13 protein-coding genes are annotated in these 16,026 nt (G+C 56.8%); 12 read left to right on the forward strand and 1 reads right to left on the reverse strand.

Annotated elements, in window-relative coordinates:
• The first annotated feature begins 127 nt into the window (after positions 1 to 127).
• The 5 genes from DL239_RS13490 to DL239_RS13510 all read left to right on the forward strand — a co-directional run bounded on the left by DL239_RS13490 (position 128) and on the right by DL239_RS13510 (position 8,173).
• A complete protein-coding gene (locus DL239_RS13490) occupies positions 128 to 4,615 on the forward strand; it encodes a CHAT domain-containing protein (protein WP_206188459.1) in 4,488 nt (1,495 codons plus the stop codon).
• On the forward strand, positions 4,615 to 5,280 hold the full coding sequence (locus DL239_RS13495; protein WP_167684632.1) for a peptidoglycan-binding domain-containing protein: 666 nt from the start codon (positions 4,615 to 4,617) through the stop codon (positions 5,278 to 5,280). Before DL239_RS13490 ends, DL239_RS13495 begins: the two co-directional genes overlap by 1 nt.
• A gap of 140 nt (positions 5,281 to 5,420) precedes the next feature.
• A complete protein-coding gene (locus DL239_RS13500) occupies positions 5,421 to 6,872 on the forward strand; it encodes a peptidoglycan-binding domain-containing protein (RefSeq protein ID WP_167684633.1) in 1,452 nt (483 codons plus the stop codon).
• An 83-nt stretch (positions 6,873 to 6,955) separates the two neighbouring features.
• Entirely contained in the window at positions 6,956 to 7,297 is a 342-nt protein-coding gene (locus DL239_RS13505; RefSeq protein ID WP_167684634.1) for a hypothetical protein, read from the forward strand.
• Positions 7,298 to 7,858: 561 nt separating this feature from the next.
• Positions 7,859 to 8,173: a hypothetical protein gene (locus DL239_RS13510; RefSeq protein ID WP_167684721.1), complete on the forward strand. Its 315-nt coding sequence runs from the start codon at positions 7,859 to 7,861 to the stop codon at positions 8,171 to 8,173.
• Between the two features lie 123 nt (positions 8,174 to 8,296).
• On the opposite strand, the gene DL239_RS13515 is transcribed toward DL239_RS13510, so the two are convergent.
• Complete coding sequence (locus DL239_RS13515; protein WP_167684635.1) at positions 8,297 to 8,725, reverse strand: FKBP-type peptidyl-prolyl cis-trans isomerase; 429 nt, start codon at positions 8,723 to 8,725, stop codon at positions 8,297 to 8,299.
• Between the two features lie 159 nt (positions 8,726 to 8,884).
• On the opposite strand from DL239_RS13515, the gene DL239_RS13520 reads away from it, so the two are divergent.
• The 7 genes from DL239_RS13520 to DL239_RS13550 all read left to right on the forward strand — a co-directional run bounded on the left by DL239_RS13520 (position 8,885) and on the right by DL239_RS13550 (position 15,871).
• Complete coding sequence (locus DL239_RS13520; protein WP_167684636.1) at positions 8,885 to 9,571, forward strand: haloacid dehalogenase type II; 687 nt, start codon at positions 8,885 to 8,887, stop codon at positions 9,569 to 9,571.
• 32 nt (positions 9,572 to 9,603) lie between these two features.
• The gene (locus DL239_RS13525; protein WP_167684637.1) at positions 9,604 to 10,578 is read left to right on the forward strand and encodes a threonine ammonia-lyase; all 975 of its coding nucleotides are present in this window, start codon (positions 9,604 to 9,606) and stop codon (positions 10,576 to 10,578) included.
• A 67-nt stretch (positions 10,579 to 10,645) separates the two neighbouring features.
• Entirely contained in the window at positions 10,646 to 11,437 is a 792-nt protein-coding gene (pcaD, locus tag DL239_RS13530) for a 3-oxoadipate enol-lactonase (RefSeq protein ID WP_167684638.1), read from the forward strand.
• Positions 11,430 to 12,140, forward strand: coding sequence for an alpha/beta fold hydrolase (locus DL239_RS13535; RefSeq protein WP_167684639.1), 711 nt, complete (start codon positions 11,430 to 11,432; stop codon positions 12,138 to 12,140). Before pcaD ends, DL239_RS13535 begins: the two co-directional genes overlap by 8 nt.
• 93 nt (positions 12,141 to 12,233) lie before the next feature.
• Positions 12,234 to 13,433, forward strand: a complete 1,200-nt coding sequence (locus DL239_RS13540; protein WP_167684640.1) for a TCR/Tet family MFS transporter — start codon at positions 12,234 to 12,236, stop codon at positions 13,431 to 13,433.
• 83 nt (positions 13,434 to 13,516) lie between these two features.
• The gene (locus DL239_RS13545; protein ID WP_167684641.1) at positions 13,517 to 14,608 is read left to right on the forward strand and encodes a Zn-dependent alcohol dehydrogenase; all 1,092 of its coding nucleotides are present in this window, start codon (positions 13,517 to 13,519) and stop codon (positions 14,606 to 14,608) included.
• Between the two features lie 24 nt (positions 14,609 to 14,632).
• Entirely contained in the window at positions 14,633 to 15,871 is a 1,239-nt protein-coding gene (locus DL239_RS13550; RefSeq protein WP_167684642.1) for a mandelate racemase/muconate lactonizing enzyme family protein, read from the forward strand.
• Positions 15,872 to 16,026 lie beyond the last annotated feature (155 nt).

The following is a 16,026-nucleotide window of genomic DNA, read 5'->3' on the forward strand; positions in this document are numbered from 1 at the left end:
GTCGACATCTTTGTTGTCCGCCCCTGATGCGCGCGCCCAAAGTTACCCCATCCTTTCGGACTGGCAAACAAGGCTATCAAATCTGTCTTGTAGCGGCCAATCGCCCTCACCGTTCAACCTTGACGCCGTGATTTCCATAAGCGCGGCTTTTGCCCGGCGCGACGTAGCAACCATGGCCGAGGCCGCCAATTTCGCACTAGCCGATTACATCCTAACCGGTGCCAGCATAGCTGATACCGGGAAAGGAGATTCCTACACAGAACGCTTCCTTGCCGCCAATCCTGACAGCACAAACGCCTTTCGCAATGCGATCCGAACCCACCAGCAGGCACTTTGCCCGGTGCTGGAATACATCGCAGGCAAGGGCCTGTTTCAGATTGTCGAAACCCAGGTCAATGTCAGGCCTTATTACCAACCGCAGTCCGAATTAGCTCAGTTCCTGCTCAACGTTCGCGGATGTGAGGCAGGAACAGTTGACGGCTTGTTTGGCCGCGGCAGCCGGGCAGCCTGGAATGCTGCGGCGTCCAACTCCAATCAGATCCGCAGTCTTCGTGACGGCGAACTGCCAATGCCGGACGACATAGTTGCCTTGGCCAATGCCCCGGCCAGCCCGGCACTCTGCAACAGTCCAACTGGGAACTTAGCGCCACTATTGTCGACCCTGTCCGCTTGTAGCTCCGACACAGCACCGCTTCCCGACACCACTGCCCTTGGCAAAACGCTGGCGAACCTTTCCAACCCTAGCAAACGCAGGGAGGGCGACGGGCTAACCAAGATCTTGACCCCGTTCTGGCACTCCTGCGAAACCAGAATGCAGTCCAACCAAGATGCCTTTCTTCAAGACACGCCATTCGCCGGCGAGCCCCTGCTACTGGCCTTTATTGACGCGCATGATCCTGTCCCTGTCACAATAGACGCACTCGACCAAACAGCGCAGGCGCTGACCAGTGCTATTTCAGATCCAGAAACCGGCAACTGGTCCAACCCGCGCGGCACCGCCAATATCCTGCGTAACGTTGGGGCTGCACTGGTACGCGGCCACGGTGTCAGGCCACAGCCAGAATTTGGTCTTTGGCTTATCGCAGTCTCGTCCGATCCCCAGGATTTCTTGCGCGGCCCACCGATAACTCTTGCCAAGGCTTACACCAACGGGTCTTTGCCAATTGACGTCTCACCTTCGGTGAACTTCGCTCTTAGGCGCCTGTTCTTTCCAATCTTCGCGCCAAACCCCGAAGCAGACTATGCTGGCATAGGCGGAGACAACTCGGACTTTCACGACGCCGAGCCCGAAACGCGGCCATGGTGGCTACCTGAAGGGCGTGCATTGCCAACCGTTGCGACCATCGGACTGGCCTTTAACACCCCCCTATACGCCATTCACGGCACTGTCAGCCAAGCCCAGCGCGCCGCCAGCGACCCCAATTGGGCCCAACACATCCGGCAAAATGGCAGTGGTGCCCAGAACGCCAAAATCGCAACCCTCCTGATCGAAGGCTTCGCCGCAGATGGCAAGCAGGTCGATCTGGCCCTACTCCATTTCCAGGCAGCCGCCGCCAAGGGTAATTCCTACGCGATGCTCCGGCTGGCGCAGATGTTTGAACAGGGCTACGGGGTCGCCCGCGATGCCAGCAAAGCATACCAATACTATCGCCAAGCCGCAGACGCCGACCAACCTGCTGCACTGCTTGCTCTCGCCGAAGCCTATGAAACTGGCCAAGGTGTTGCCCAGGATTGGAACAAGGCACTTGATCTGTACAGACAAGGACTAGGCCTGACCCACCAGCCTGCCTCTCCCATTCGAGGTGTCGAAATCGCCATTGGCCGACGTCTTATGGCCGGCAGTCAGTTTTTTACTGACGGCCCCGGTCGCAATCTCCTCGACGACCTGCTGACGGCATCCGCCAATCCTGTGGACGAGTACGGACCATGGTTCAGCGACGTCGGGCTTGCCATGGGCGACTTGTTTGCGGGCCTGCGTCAAAGCCATTCCGTTGATCTGCAACGCGCGGCAAACTGGTACCGGGCTTCAGCATCACATCAGGCATCGCAAAGGCTTCGCCGTCTGCTTTGGGCCCGACCCGAACTGGCAAAATCAAACCAAGAGCTCCGCGATTTATCCGAGGGCCACCTTCTTGCCCAATGGCTTGATAACCCAGACCCACAGACATTTCGATCCGCGCTTCGCGGGCATTGTAGGTTCACCGATGAGGCCTACGTCGACTGCGCCGAATTCCTGCGTCAGGCTGCAATCGGCAGTTACGACACCGCCCTAATCTCCCCGGCATACGATTGGCTGCTTCAAGAAGCAGCAGCAGCCAACAAATACAAAATCCAGGTCGCGGCCGACCCTCACAGCGAAGAAGCCTACATTCTGGCCGACAATAAAAAAGCGTTGCCAGCCAATGCTGCACTGGTCGATGTTCTGGCGTTTTACGGCGACTTCGAAGGCGCCCGCGCAGCCCTTCTCCCACTCAGCTTTCTGGACACATTAGACGAAACCACCGCCTCCACCTCTCGCGAAGTAGCTCTGCGTAAATCACTCCGCAGATATCTCGAAAACGGCGACGAAGAGGCATGGCGCCCAGTTGCGCGGCTGTTGCGTTCGCTTGCCGAACGGGGTGACAACTCAGCACGCGAGTTCCTGACCCTAGCGGCCGGTTCAACCGGTACATTGCAGCCCGTTGAAACGGGTCTAAACACTGCACGGTCACGGCTACAGGCGGCTGAAGCGCGCGGAACCGCAACACCTGCGTTCAGTTTCTCCGCCCGTCGTCTCTCACACCTAGAAGGTTCAGCAGGCAATACAGATCGCGCCATAGAGCTAGAGCTGATCGCAATGCAAAGCGACCTTGAACAGCACAGCACAGCAGAGATTTGGCTAGGCTCCGTCCCTTCGACGTTAGCACGGGTCTGCACCCTGTCCCGCAGTTCCGAACGCTTGTTCCAACTCGACCAACGCCCCCTCGCCCTTGCCTTAGCCAAACAGGCAGTGAACGAGCTGCAAGGTCTGCGCGCCGACCTCATCGAACTCCCGGAAAAGCTACAGCTGTGCTTCCGCGAGCATATGAGCAACCATTACCGTTGGCTGGCTGACCTGTTTATCCGGCAAGACCGCCCCGCCGAAGCCGCCGCTGTTCTAAACATGCTCAAATCCTTCGAGACCTTCGAATTTGTCGGCCGTGATACAGAGTTCGGGCAAGCTGGATTTAGCGCCCTCGCGCTCATCCCCGAAGAAAGCGAACTGATCAAAGCCGCAACTCTTGTCGCGACTGCATCCTCAAATGGCAGCCCGCAGCGGCAGGAACAGGCAGTACAGCAACCAACCGGAAAGGACTCTGACGACGAAGGTTCAGCCCCTGTTGAAACGCCCCGTGTGGCAACAGATGCGCAGCCAGTGATAGATCGCGACACCGCGCTTGAACGTATGAAGCTCGCCGCCGCACAGGTCGATGCGCAGGATACCGCAGCGAGTGTTGACCCCAGCTTGTCAGTGCGCCGACAATTGCACGCAGCCTCCTACGGTCAGGACGCAATGCTTCTGCAATATCTGGTGCTGCCAGATCGTCTGGGCATTGTTCTGACAACAACAGAAAACCAGACAACCTTCACTCTGGACCAGCTGCCAAACGGCCAACCGTTTTCCGAGGCAGCCCTGAATGACAAGATCAACACGTTCCGCACCTCGCTCAGCCACCAAGACGGCAATCCCGACCCGTTGGGAGCCGAGCTTTTTGAGATCCTGTTTCCACCAAAGCTAAACGAGGCGATACAAAAGGCAGCGGGCGACACCTTGGTTCTGTCGCTAGACGGCCAACTCCGCTACCTGCCCTTCGCGGCTCTACGCGACAATGATGGCCATCTAGTCGAACGGTTTACGTTGACACATGCAACAGAAACTCAAGTCACTCCGCCCATTAGCAGTGACATTGGCCGAATTTCCGCATTCGGCGCCACGCGTGAGTGGGCCGACCTCGGCGCTCTTCCGGGGGTCGCAATCGAACTCGCACGCCTTGTGATCTCAGAGGAAGGCGACCACGGCGTGGTGCCGGGTGACACCTATGTCGATGATGACTTTACCAAGGCCAGCTTTACTCGCGCACTTTCCTCTCAAAACCGCGACAAGACCGGCCGCAGCATCGTGCATCTCGCCTCTCACTTCGTGCTTGGCCCCACTCAGGACCAGTCCTTTCTGTTGATGGGTGACGGTAAAAAGCTGTCGGTATCCGAAATCAGGCGTGGGATGGACATCGGGCTAGACTTCAAAGGTGTTGGCCTTCTGACCCTGTCAGCCTGCAACACCGCATATGGCGGACAAGACAATGACGGACGTGAGTTGGAAAGTTTTGCCGCCGTCGCGCAGCAAAAAGGCGCAGCTGCCGTTGTTGCCACCCTCTGGCAAGTCGGCGACATAACAAACGCCCTGCTGATGGAACGCATGTACGATCAACTGATCAACGAACAGGCCACACCCGCTCAGGCCCTGGCCGCAGCCCAGCGTGCCTTTTTACAGGGCGGCGACATCCTGCAGGACGATACCAACCCGGGTGAACAATACCCCGGCGCGTCCCATCCGTTTTACTGGGCACCAATCGTCGTCATGGAAGGGGCAGAATAATGAGAAACATAGTAACCTTGGCCTGTCTGCTCACAGTTATCGCCACACCCGGCCTGACCCAAGATCCAGCATGCTACGCACTTGAAACACCGTCAGAAGATTACGGCGTCAATACGATGACCCTAAGCAACGAGGGTGAAATCAACTACACAATGACCGGCAGCCCATACGTCACGTACGAATTCTCCTGCGATTTTGATGGCATGGATCAGGCGAGTTGTTCGGTTGAGTGTGACGGAGGGAACGTCACCCTTCTCCGTTTTCCCGATAGGGTATTGGCAGATTTCACTCACCTGCGGATTGAAAGCGCACGCATCGAAAGCATAGCAACTCAGATCGGCTCAATGGAAGCTGATGGAACCCAGATCAGCGGGTTGTTCAAATTGGCCCCTGCCCCGGCTGCCGTCTGCAAGGCTGCCGCAGACCTTCGTCAACCGCTCCTGCTTGAACCCGGCGACCTGTACCCAGCCGTCGAACGGCTCGAGGAATACCTATTCAAAGGCGGATATTTCAACGATGTTGCCGATTGGTACTTCACCGCAGAAACAGCCGAGGCTGTGCGCCAATTTCAGGCCGAGAGCGGTGATCCAGTCACGGGTACGGCAGATTGGGCATTGCTACAAAAACTCGGCATACAAGCGTCATACAGTTTCGGCGGTTGCTGACCGATAAAACAGACTTACATAATTTACGTCGCTAGGACGCAAAACTTACCGTACAACCGTCCAATATTGCAATTTTCCAAGATCATACATTTCCATAGCTTTATTGCCTACCATTTTGTCTGCCAATTTTGGAGAGCCCCATGCCTGCGCTTGCCGAACCAAATACGTCCAGTAAAGTTGTACTAGAAGCCCAAAAGCTACTGAACAAATCAGCGCTGCAAACTCGAGCGCCAGAGAGTGGTGCGCTCGATAAAAACACGATCGCCGCGATCAAACAGTATCAGATAGAAAGCGGCATGCGGCCTACTGGCGTGCTCGACAAGGCGCTGATGGACAACCTGCGTAAAAGCGCAAAACTGCCCAATCCAGATGTCCAGGTTGTTATCATCGGCAAGGTCTACCTCTTCACCCACGCCGAACACAAACAGCTGATCAAACGCATCATCTCCGACTTCCGCACTCCCATGCTCAAGCTCCGAAATGCCGTGAGCGAGGCCCGTATCTATTGGGACAATCAGAATGAGCTGCTGAACGACCAGTATATAGTAGGTTGGTGTATCGAAGCCTATTCCGGTGCCTCTCTGCCCCCGGAAAGTCTCATCAAGAAAGCTGAAAAAGGCCTAGCCGCCTGCCAAAAGGCCTTGGATGCCGGCGACCTTCTTGCCTTCAAAGCCGCATTCCCCAAGGCCGAGAAACAGGCCGACGATGCCCGCAAGAAAATGCGGGAGTACCTATCCAAGATTATTGACGGCGGCGAAACCATGGTCACTGGCCTTCAATTCGTCTCGACCACCAGTTTTGTCATTGTAGGTATCATCGCTGTGCCGGTTGCGGCAGGCATGGGCGCAGGTGCAATCACCGCCGGCGTCGTCGCCGGGGCTGGCACGGCCGCCGTGGAAACCCTTTCTCATGAGGTCGGCAAAGGCATTGCCGGAACATCAGATGGCGTCGGTGATGCCGCGCTCAATGTACTGCGGGACGCCTTTATCGGTGGCTCCGTTGGCGCGCTGATCAAGGGCAAAGGGGCTGAAAAAATTCTGGCCAAGATCGGCCCTACCATTGCCAAAAAACTCTCGGGTGAGATGTTCAAAAAGGCCAGCGAAAAGGTCGTTGTCAAATTCGTAATCAACTATCTAAAGAAAAACGGCGCGGATATTCTTGAAGGCATCATCAAGGAATGTCTGAAATCCTATAAATCCAACGCCAAGGGGCTAACCTTCAATGTCTTCGTCGGCATTGTCGCCAAAGAGGTCCTGACCGCCGGGGTCTTCTCCAAATTTGCCAAGTCTGGCGAGGTTGCTTCCAAAGCAGTGTACAACAAGCTGTCCAGCAAGGTGAAAAAAGACCTGATCAAATCTCTGGGCGAAGGCGCCAAAGAAAAAGACCTGCTGCCTATCTTCGCCAAGGTATTCGAAGAAACCCAGAAAGAGGTCGGAGGCAAGGTCTATGACAAGGTCCTGGATGCTGCGACCGGTACTGAGACACCCAAGAATATCGAAGATAAAATTCTGGGCGAATTTGCAACTAACAAAAAACTGATCGCCCGTCTCGAAGCCGAGTCCGCGAAGCAAGGTAAAAAGAAAAAGAAGTAGCTCCGTCTTGTGCAAACCTTCAGGCGGCACGGTCAATGTAATGTAGCCCATAGGGTACTTACTGGAGGAAGGTATTTTCAATCATGTCCAATCCCAATCGCCCTACCGGGTCAGAACCGGTTATTGCTGACCTTCCACTTTGGAAGTCCTTTTGGATTGGGCAACTCGGCTCCATATTCTTCGGCTTCATCATCGCTCTCCTACTCGACTTTTCGCGGGCAGCAGCTCTCCTCGATCTGAGCGCAAATGTTTCAGAGATCATCGGCTGGGCAATATTCGTCCCCTTCTACCTCGTTGTCATGGCCTCACTCTGGAAATGCGCCTACAACACCAAGACTGCCCTGTGGGGGCATCTGGCGCGGATTTACGCGTTTCTCACCTCGCTTCTCTTCATCTCAATTTTGATTACGGTAATCTTTGGGTAACCAATTTGCCTCTTTGAGTTGGCGATTTGACCAGATACCGGCAAAAACGCGTCATTTCGCGCACCCCCACCCACAATAAGGCTGTCGACAGCTATCCTTAAGGTCATCAGCCCCACCAGAAGAGGAGGCTCTTCGACTTTTGCACCAATCGACGGATGCGAGCAATTAGATGTAGATTGTATGCACAGAGGCACACAACAACAGAAGGAGCCAGTCATGTTCGTAAATCACGCCGCAGAGCAGGAAGAGCAAGACCTATCCTTCGAGCAGTCCGGATGGGCCAGCACCCAGAGCAGCAACCGTTGGACCACCAAAATGGAAGTTCTCCTACATAAAAAAATGAGGGTCGCTTTCTCCAAAGCACGCAGTCGGTTGGACCTGCGTCACCGCCACACCAGCAAGGGTAATTACCTCGCGAAAGTAGAAAACAACGTCCGCCTAAGAGACGACTACCGCACCGAAGATACCTACTCACGCCGGTCCCTCGGGGGTCATTCAAACCAACTGACTATCTGTTTTGTAACTATGCGAGCAGCATCAAAAATAAGGGTAAAAGCCATGATGAAATCTATGATCAAACTGACAATGAGCCTTGGACTGACAGTAATCGTTGCACAGCAGGCCCACGCACAATCTGGCAGAAAATGTGCCCCACGTGACGCTGTAATTGAGCGTCTGGCCGGCACCTACGGCGAAACACGTCAGAGCATTGGCCTAGGCGAACAGGGTATGATGATCGAGACTTTCGCTTCAGAAAATACAGGTACTTGGACGATCACAGTGACAAACCCCAATGGCCAGACTTGCCTGGTTGCATCGGGTCGTTCCTTTGAACAGCTGGCAGAAGCTCTTCCACCTCAGGGCAACGACGCCTAAGGCGCAGTCACTAAAATATGGGCAAAAAATTCACAGCCCCAGCCATCGATGTCCATAGGACCGCTGGCTGGGGCTGCAATTACGTTTAACACCCGCCCAAACATGTGGCGGGCCTGGCCATGATTAGGCGATAGAAACCAGCTCTAGGTCGAACGTCAGATCTTTGCCTGCCAGTGGGTGGTTGGCGTCCAAAGTCACTGTTGCTTCATCGACCTCAACCACAGTCACCGGCAAAGCGTGACCTTCTGGCGATTGCATCTGCAGCTGGGTACCAATTTCCAACGGGATATCATCCGGGATACCCTCACGTGGGATAGATTGGCGGGCGGCTGGATTGATCGGACCGTACGCTTTGGCACAGGGAATCTGGATCGTCTTTTTCTCACCAACGGTCATACCCGGCATTTCAGCGTCCATGCCCTCGATCACATGACCGGTGCCCACGGTGAATTCCAGCGGATCACGGCCTTCTGAACTGTCGAACACGCTCCCGTCCAGCAGGGTTCCGGTGTAATGAATGCGAACGATGTCGCCGGCTTTGACCTCGGTCATTGGGAGTCCAATCTGTCAAGAATTTTCAAACGGCGTTAAACTATACATTGCCCCCAGAATGTAAAGTCAGGCCAATCCCGCCTCGCCATTGTACGCCACACAATATCTTTCTTCCCCCCCACACAACCCTGTGTCACTGTTTCAACAAGGGGGAACCGCATGCCTATCACCACCTGTATCTTCGACGCCTATGGCACCCTGTTCGATGTCGCCGCCGCGGCCCGTCAGGCGGCTGCCGAACCGGACTTTCCACAATTGCGCGACACTTGGGGCGAACTGGCAAATCACTGGCGGCTCAAGCAGTTACAATACACCTGGCTACGCGCCGTCACCGGTGCTCACACAGATTTCTGGGAAGTAACGCAAAACGGGTTGGACTGGGCCCTTGATGCGACCTCCCTGAACGGAGACGCCAAACTGCGCCAACGTTTGTTGGACCTTTACTGGGAACTACAAGCCTACCCCGAGGTCCCCGAAATGCTACGCGCGCTAAAGTCTGCCGGGCTAAATACCGCCATCCTGTCCAACGGTTCACCCGATATGTTGGACGCGGCCGTAAAATCCGCCGACCTTGGCGAAGTTCTGGACGATGTGCTTTCCGTAGAAAGCGTCGGCGTCTTCAAACCAGATTCGCGTGTCTATGATCTGGTCGGCAATCGATTTGGCTGTGAAAGTGACCAAGTGCTGTTTGTCTCGTCCAACGGTTGGGACGCGGCCGGTGCCACGGGATATGGCTTTACCACCGCTTGGGTCAATCGCGCAGGCGAGCCGATGGACCGCCTGCCGTGGACACCACAGCATGAGCTGTCCGACCTGACGTCTATCCCTGAATTAGCCAACGGCTGACCTAGAACGCCCAACGACAGGAATTCCTCCACATGACATCGCTATCCATGATCAACGCCGCTGCCAAACGGTTGGACGGACACGCCCGGGTAACGCCGCTTTTGTCTTCACCGTTTCTGGACGACCTCGCCCAACGCCGCATTCTGGTAAAGCCTGAATGCCTGCAACACACTGGATCATTCAAATTTCGCGGCGGCTGGTCGGCCCTGTCAGCTCTGGATAAAGCTACCCGCGGAAAAGGCGTTATCGCCTACTCCAGTGGCAACCACGCCCAAGGCATCGCCCATGCCGCCACACTGCACGGCGTGCCTTCGGTCATCGTGATGCCCGCAGATGCACCGCAGTTGAAAATCGAAAACACCCGCGCCCTAGGGGCCGAGGTCATTCTATACGACCGCGCCAGTGAAGACCGGGATGCCATTGGTCTGGCCATCGCCGAGGAACGTGACCTGACGTTGATCAAACCCTTCGACGAACCACAGGTTATTGCAGGTCAGGGCACGGTCGGATTGGAAATTGCCCAGCAATCCAAGGAACTTGGCATCACAACTGGCGAGGTTCTAGTCAACTGTGGTGGCGGCGGCCTGACATCCGGCATCGCGCTGGCGCTAGAGACCGAAGCCCCAGAAATGCAGGTTCGCCCCTGCGAGCCCACCGGCTTTGACGATGTTACACGCTCTCTGGCCTCAGGTGATATTGAATGTAACAGCCAAACCTCGGGCTCCATTTGTGACGCAATCCTAACCCCATCACCGGGGCAGATCACCTTCCCGATCATGAAACGTCTCTGCGGTTCCGGCATTGTCGTTAGCGAAGACGAGGCCCTGCACGCCATGGCGCTGGCCTATTCCCGGCTGAAAATAGTGCTGGAACCCGGCGGCGCAATTTCACTTGCGGCGGCCCTATTCCACGGCAAAGACCTCAGCAGCGACACCGCTATTGTCGTCGCCACTGGCGGCAATGTTGACCCCTCAATATTCGCACAGGCTCTGCAACGTTTCACCTGATCACCCGGCTTTACCCTTGCCCACGATCCCGGCTACAGAGATGCAAATTCAGTGTGAAAGGCAAACGATGCAATTTGCAGATCTAGGCGACGTTCAGTTGCACTATCAGATCGACGGCGATCCAAATGGCGCCCCGGTGGTGTTTGCCAACGCACTGGGAACCGACATGCGGATTTGGGACGCCGTTCTGCCACATCTGCCTGCCGGGTTAAAACTGATCCGCTATGACCTGCGCGGCCATGGTCAGTCGTCTGCCCCACCAGCCCCCTATTCGATGGGGGCGCTGATCCGGGACGCCGAGCAACTGCTAGACCATCTTGAAGTCCGCGACTGTGTCTTTGTCGGACTGTCCATCGGCGGCATGATCGCACAGGGGCTGGCAGTCAAACGGCTGGATCAGGTACGGGGACTCGTGCTATCAAACACCGCCGCCAAAATCGGCATGCCAGCCATGTGGCAGCAGCGCATAGAAACCGTGAAAACCGCCGGGATCGAGGCTCTTGCGGATGCAGTAATGGAACGCTGGTTCTCGCGCAGGATGCGTGACACGCCCGAAGTGTCCGAGTGGAGGGACATGCTGGTGCAACAGTCACCCATGGGTTACTCGGGGTGCTGCGCCGCAATTGCCGGGACAGATTTTTACACACCGACCAGCGGCTTACGCCTACCAACCTTAGGCATCGCCGGGTCCGAAGACGGCGCGACACCTCCTGATCTGGTGCGCGAAACCATTGACCTGATCCCCGGCTCTTCATTTTCTCTGATACGCAAGGCAGGCCACCTGCCCTGTGTCGATCAACCCAAGGAGTACGCTGCACTCCTCGGCACTTTCCTGCAAAAGATAGGGCACCATGGCTGACTTCCTTCTTATTCACGGCTCGTGCCACGGCGCCTGGTGCTGGCGCGACCTAATCCCTGCCCTGCAGGCCCAGGGTCACACAGCCCGCGCCATCGACCTGCCCGGTCACTGCGATGGGCTTGATCTGGCCTCGGTCACGCTGGATCAAACTGCGGATGCAGTGCTGGCAGCCACAAGTCCTGACACCATCGTCGTGGGTCATTCCTGGGGGGGGTACCCCATTTCCGCAGCTGCTGAAAAACACCCCGACGCCCTGCGCGGTCTTATCTATCTATGTGCCTATGTACCGGTATCTGGCCTATCAGTCGCCGACATGCGCCGTAACGGCCCCCGCCAAACCTTGACTAACGCCCTCATCAAACACCCTGGTGGCAGCAGCTATCAGTTTGATCCCGAACACGCCCCAGACCTGTTCTACCACGACTGCCCCAGCGAGTCGGTAGACTATGCCCTATCCAACATTTGCGCGCAGCCAATTCAGCCACAAGCCACGCCGCTGGTCGTGACCGACCATTGGCGCAATGTACCCAAGGCCTATATTCGCTGCGCAAACGACCGGGTGATCCCGCCCGAGTATCAAGCCGACATGGTTGCCGACTGGCCCCGCGCTCAGGTCCACCACATGGACGTGTCGCACTCGCCCTTCTTTGCCGATCCAAACGGGTTGGCAAATGTGATAACGCAGATCGCAAAAGACATGTAATGTACACTTCTCACACAGAAAGCTAAGCGCGGTGCTTTCCCTTTTGTAAGGCCACGGCTAGGGTTCGCCGATTCAACTTGAGACCCAATACTGATGCGCCTGCCAATCCTATTCATTCTGACAACCGTAATGATCGACGCCATGGGTGTTGGCCTGATCATGCCGATCATGCCGGGCCTTATCGTTGAGGTACAGGGCGGAACTTTGGCTGACGCCGCACTGTGGGGCGGTATCCTCGCAACCGCCTTTGCAGTGATGCAGTTTCTGTTCAGCCCCGTTCTCGGTGGGTTATCAGATGCATATGGCCGACGCCCGGTTTTGCTCTTGTCGCTGTTTATCATGGTGCTGGATTACTTGGTGATGGCTCTCGCAGGGTCGCTCTGGCTGCTACTGTTGGGGCGCATAGTTGGCGGCATCACTGCCGCAACCCATGGCACCGCAGGCGCCTACATGGCCGATATCTCCAAATCGACCGAAAAGGCCGCGAACTTCGGCCTTCTTGGTGCAGCATTTGGCGTTGGCTTTATCCTAGGCCCCCTCATCGGCGGCCTACTCGGGGAACTTGGCACCCGCGCACCATTCTATGCAGCGGCAGTACTGGCGGCGCTAAACTTCGTGCTGGGCTGGTTCGTGATGAAGGAAACAGTCACCGAGGAAAACCGCCGCCCCTTTGACTGGCGCCGAGCACATCCCTTTGGCGCGTTTCGCACAATGGCCCGCATTCCGGGCATCCAGCGACTGCTGTGGGTCTACTTCCTCTACTCCGTAGCGATCTACGTCTATCCAGCCATCTGGGCCTACTTTGCCGAAGAGCGTTTTGACTGGTCCCCTCAGACGATAGGAATCTCGCTAGCGATATTCGGCCTGACCATGGCCCTTGTCCAAGGCGGCGCATTGCGCCATGTGGTCCGTAAGTTTGGTGAACGCAAGACTGTGATCTTTGGACAGCTCTTTGACTTCGTCGGCTTTTCATTTCTGGCCTTTATCACCAGCGGCACCTTCGCCTTAATCCTGACCCCTGTCGCGGCCCTTGGCGGCGTCGTGACACCGGCGCTACAGGCGATCATGTCAAAATCGGTGCCCGACAACCAGCAGGGCGAACTTCAGGGCGTGATGTCATCGGTTCAGGCTCTGTCGATGATCATCTCTCCGATGCTCATGGCCTCTGTGTTTGCCCAGTTCAGCCGCGCTGATGCGCCGATTTACCTGCCGGGCGCACCTTTCCTTGTGGCACTGGCATTGATGTTCATAGGCCTGATGATCTTTCTGCGCACCCGAAACTCCGTCACGTAAGAACACCTGCCAAATGAAGGTTTGACCCTTGCGACAACCGGTGATCACAGTCACCGTGAGACGAGCAAAGCGAGGGGATTTCAATGCAAACCATCAAAGCAGCCGTCTGCCACGAATTTGGCGCTCCCTTGGTCATCGAGGATGTCCAACTTGCAGATCCCAACATGGGCGAGGTCGAGGTAACACTCGAGGCGGTTGCCATCTGCCACAGCGACATCTCATACGCCGAAGGCGCCTGGGGCGGCCACCTGCCCGCCGTCTACGGCCACGAGGCCGCCGGAACAGTCACTAAGTTGGGCGATGGCGTATCCAGCTTTACCGTGGGTGACTCGGTAGTGGTGACCCTGATCCGCGCCTGTGGCAACTGTCCCAACTGCGCCGGTGGCCAGCCAACCATTTGCGAAACAAGCTATGACACCGAGAACGGCCCGCTGACGACGACAGATAACAAACCACTGGAACAGGCCATGGCCTGTGGCGCTTTCGCCGAAAAGGTGGTGGTGGACCAACGCCAGATCGTCAAAATCCCCGATAACATTGAAAAAGATGTCGCCTCGCTTGTGTCCTGCGGCGTTATCACAGGCGTCGGTGCGGTCGTGAATGCAGCCCAGCTGCGCCCCGGTCAGGACGTGGTGGTGATCGGCGCAGGCGGCGTTGGCCTGAATGCGATCCAGGGCGCCCGAATTGCTGGCGCACGCCGCATTGTTGCCGTGGATATGAGCGAAGAAAAACTGGCCATCGCCAAAGAGTTCGGCGCCACCCACGGCGTGCTAGCCACGCTAGATAAACCTTGGCGCGCCGCCCACAAGGCGCTTGGACGACGCGGAGCAGACGCCGTTCTGATCACCGTCGGTGCCATACCAGCCTACGATCAAGCGCCGCGCTATCTAGCCCCCGGCGGCAAGGCAATCATGATTGGCATGCCGCATTCAGGTGCCACGGCCAGCTATGAACCTGTCATGCTCGCAGCCGTTGGCCAGGGGCTGATCGGGTCAAAAATGGGTGACGTAGTTATCCAGCGTGACATCCCTTGGATGATCGACCTGTACAGCCAAGGGCGGCTGAAACTGGACGAACTGATTTCGGCCCGGTGGAGACTGGATCAAATCAACGAGGCAATTGCCGATACCAAAACCGGCAGCGCCAAACGCAATGTGATCCTGTTCAAAGGATAAGCCCCTGTACTCAGGAGATCGCTCATGAAGCTGCAAGACCTCGACGTGATCGTCACCGCGCCCCCTGCCCCCGGCTGGGGAGGGCGCTACTGGATACTTATCAAGCTGACCACCGACACAGGCATTACCGGGTGGGGCGAATGCTACGCAGCCTCGGTCGGACCAGAGGCGATGACCCATGTCATTCGCGATGTGTTTGAACGTCATATGGCTGATGAAAACCCGGAAAACATCGAGCTGATGTTCCGGCGCGCCTATTCCTCTGGCTTCACTCAACGCCCCGACCTGACGGTCATGGGGGCATTCTCGGGTCTCGAAATCGCCTGTTGGGATATCCTGGGCAAGGACCGCGACCGGCCCGTCCACGCCTTGATCGGTGGGCGCATGAATGACCGCATTCGCGCCTACACCTACCTTTACCCGTTACCCGAACACGACATCGACAGTTTTTGGACATCACCGGAAATGGCCGCCAAAAGCGCAGCTGAAATGGTCCGACAGGGCTACACAGCAGTCAAATTCGACCCCGCAGGCCCCTACACCCTTCGCGGCGGTCACATGCCAGCGATGAACGATATTTCGATGTCCGTGGCGTTTTGTAAATCAATCCGAAAGGCCGTGGGCAACAAGGCCGACCTATTGTTTGGCACCCATGGCCAATTCACCACTGCCGGGGCCATCCGTCTGGGGCAGGCTCTGGAACCATACTCTCCCCTCTGGTTCGAGGAACCAGTACCGCCGGACAGTCCTTCTGAGATGGCCAAAGTCGCGCAGGCCGTGCGCATCCCCGTCGCCACCGGCGAACGGCTGACAACAAAGGGCGAATTTGCCGCTGTTTTGCAAACCGGCGCGGCCACCATACTGCAACCTGCCTTGGGTCGTTCCGGCGGCATTTGGGAGACCAAGAAAATCGCCGCAATCGCCGAGGTCTACAACGCGCAGATGGCGCCTCATCTGTATGCAGGGCCGATTGAGTGGGCCGCGAACATCCAATTGGCCGCCTCAATCCCAAATATCCTAATGGCCGAAACCATAGAAACCCCATTTCATGATGCACTGATCAAAGGGGCAATCCGGGTTGAAAACGGATTTGTCACGCCGCCCATAACAGCCGGCCTTGGTATCGAAGTAGACGAAGCCCTAGCCCGAGCACATCCCTTCACCGGCACAGACCTACACCTCAACATGCAGGAAGCCCCCTGTGACTACGTGACCCCAAACAACTTCGCCGGAGGTTCACCACCTCTAAACGCGCCCACATAAAGCAAACCAGCCAAGCTCTCCCGCGCCCACGCGGACCATCGGCGTTGCCGATCGTCCTTGCGGTCTTGGGCCGGGCGCCGCGCCTTTGGCGCGGCGCCCGGCCCAGCCAGAGGTGAGCTTCCGTCAGGAAGCCGCAAATGGGCGGAAATACCTTA

The organism is Parasedimentitalea denitrificans, assembly GCF_011813015.1.
GTDB classification, from domain to species: domain Bacteria; phylum Pseudomonadota; class Alphaproteobacteria; order Rhodobacterales; family Rhodobacteraceae; genus Parasedimentitalea; species Parasedimentitalea denitrificans.

What these genes read in the sequence shown, in the direction of transcription:
- pcaD (WP_167684638.1), top strand. Translation starts at nt 10,646, where the DNA reads ATGCAATTTGCAGATCTAGGCGACGTTCAGTTGCACTATCAGATCGAC.
- DL239_RS13510 (WP_167684721.1), top strand. Translation starts at nt 7,859, where the DNA reads ATGAAATCTATGATCAAACTGACAATGAGCCTTGGACTGACAGTAATC.
- DL239_RS13545 (WP_167684641.1), top strand. Translation starts at nt 13,517, where the DNA reads ATGCAAACCATCAAAGCAGCCGTCTGCCACGAATTTGGCGCTCCCTTG.
- DL239_RS13525 (WP_167684637.1), top strand. Translation starts at nt 9,604, where the DNA reads ATGACATCGCTATCCATGATCAACGCCGCTGCCAAACGGTTGGACGGA.
- DL239_RS13495 (WP_167684632.1), top strand. Translation starts at nt 4,615, where the DNA reads ATGAGAAACATAGTAACCTTGGCCTGTCTGCTCACAGTTATCGCCACA.
- DL239_RS13535 (WP_167684639.1), top strand. Translation starts at nt 11,430, where the DNA reads ATGGCTGACTTCCTTCTTATTCACGGCTCGTGCCACGGCGCCTGGTGC.
- DL239_RS13515 (WP_167684635.1), bottom strand. Translation starts at nt 8,725, where the DNA reads ATGACCGAGGTCAAAGCCGGCGACATCGTTCGCATTCATTACACCGGA.
- DL239_RS13505 (WP_167684634.1), top strand. Translation starts at nt 6,956, where the DNA reads ATGTCCAATCCCAATCGCCCTACCGGGTCAGAACCGGTTATTGCTGAC.
- DL239_RS13550 (WP_167684642.1), top strand. Translation starts at nt 14,633, where the DNA reads ATGAAGCTGCAAGACCTCGACGTGATCGTCACCGCGCCCCCTGCCCCC.
- DL239_RS13500 (WP_167684633.1), top strand. Translation starts at nt 5,421, where the DNA reads ATGCCTGCGCTTGCCGAACCAAATACGTCCAGTAAAGTTGTACTAGAA.
- DL239_RS13540 (WP_167684640.1), top strand. Translation starts at nt 12,234, where the DNA reads ATGCGCCTGCCAATCCTATTCATTCTGACAACCGTAATGATCGACGCC.
- DL239_RS13520 (WP_167684636.1), top strand. Translation starts at nt 8,885, where the DNA reads ATGCCTATCACCACCTGTATCTTCGACGCCTATGGCACCCTGTTCGAT.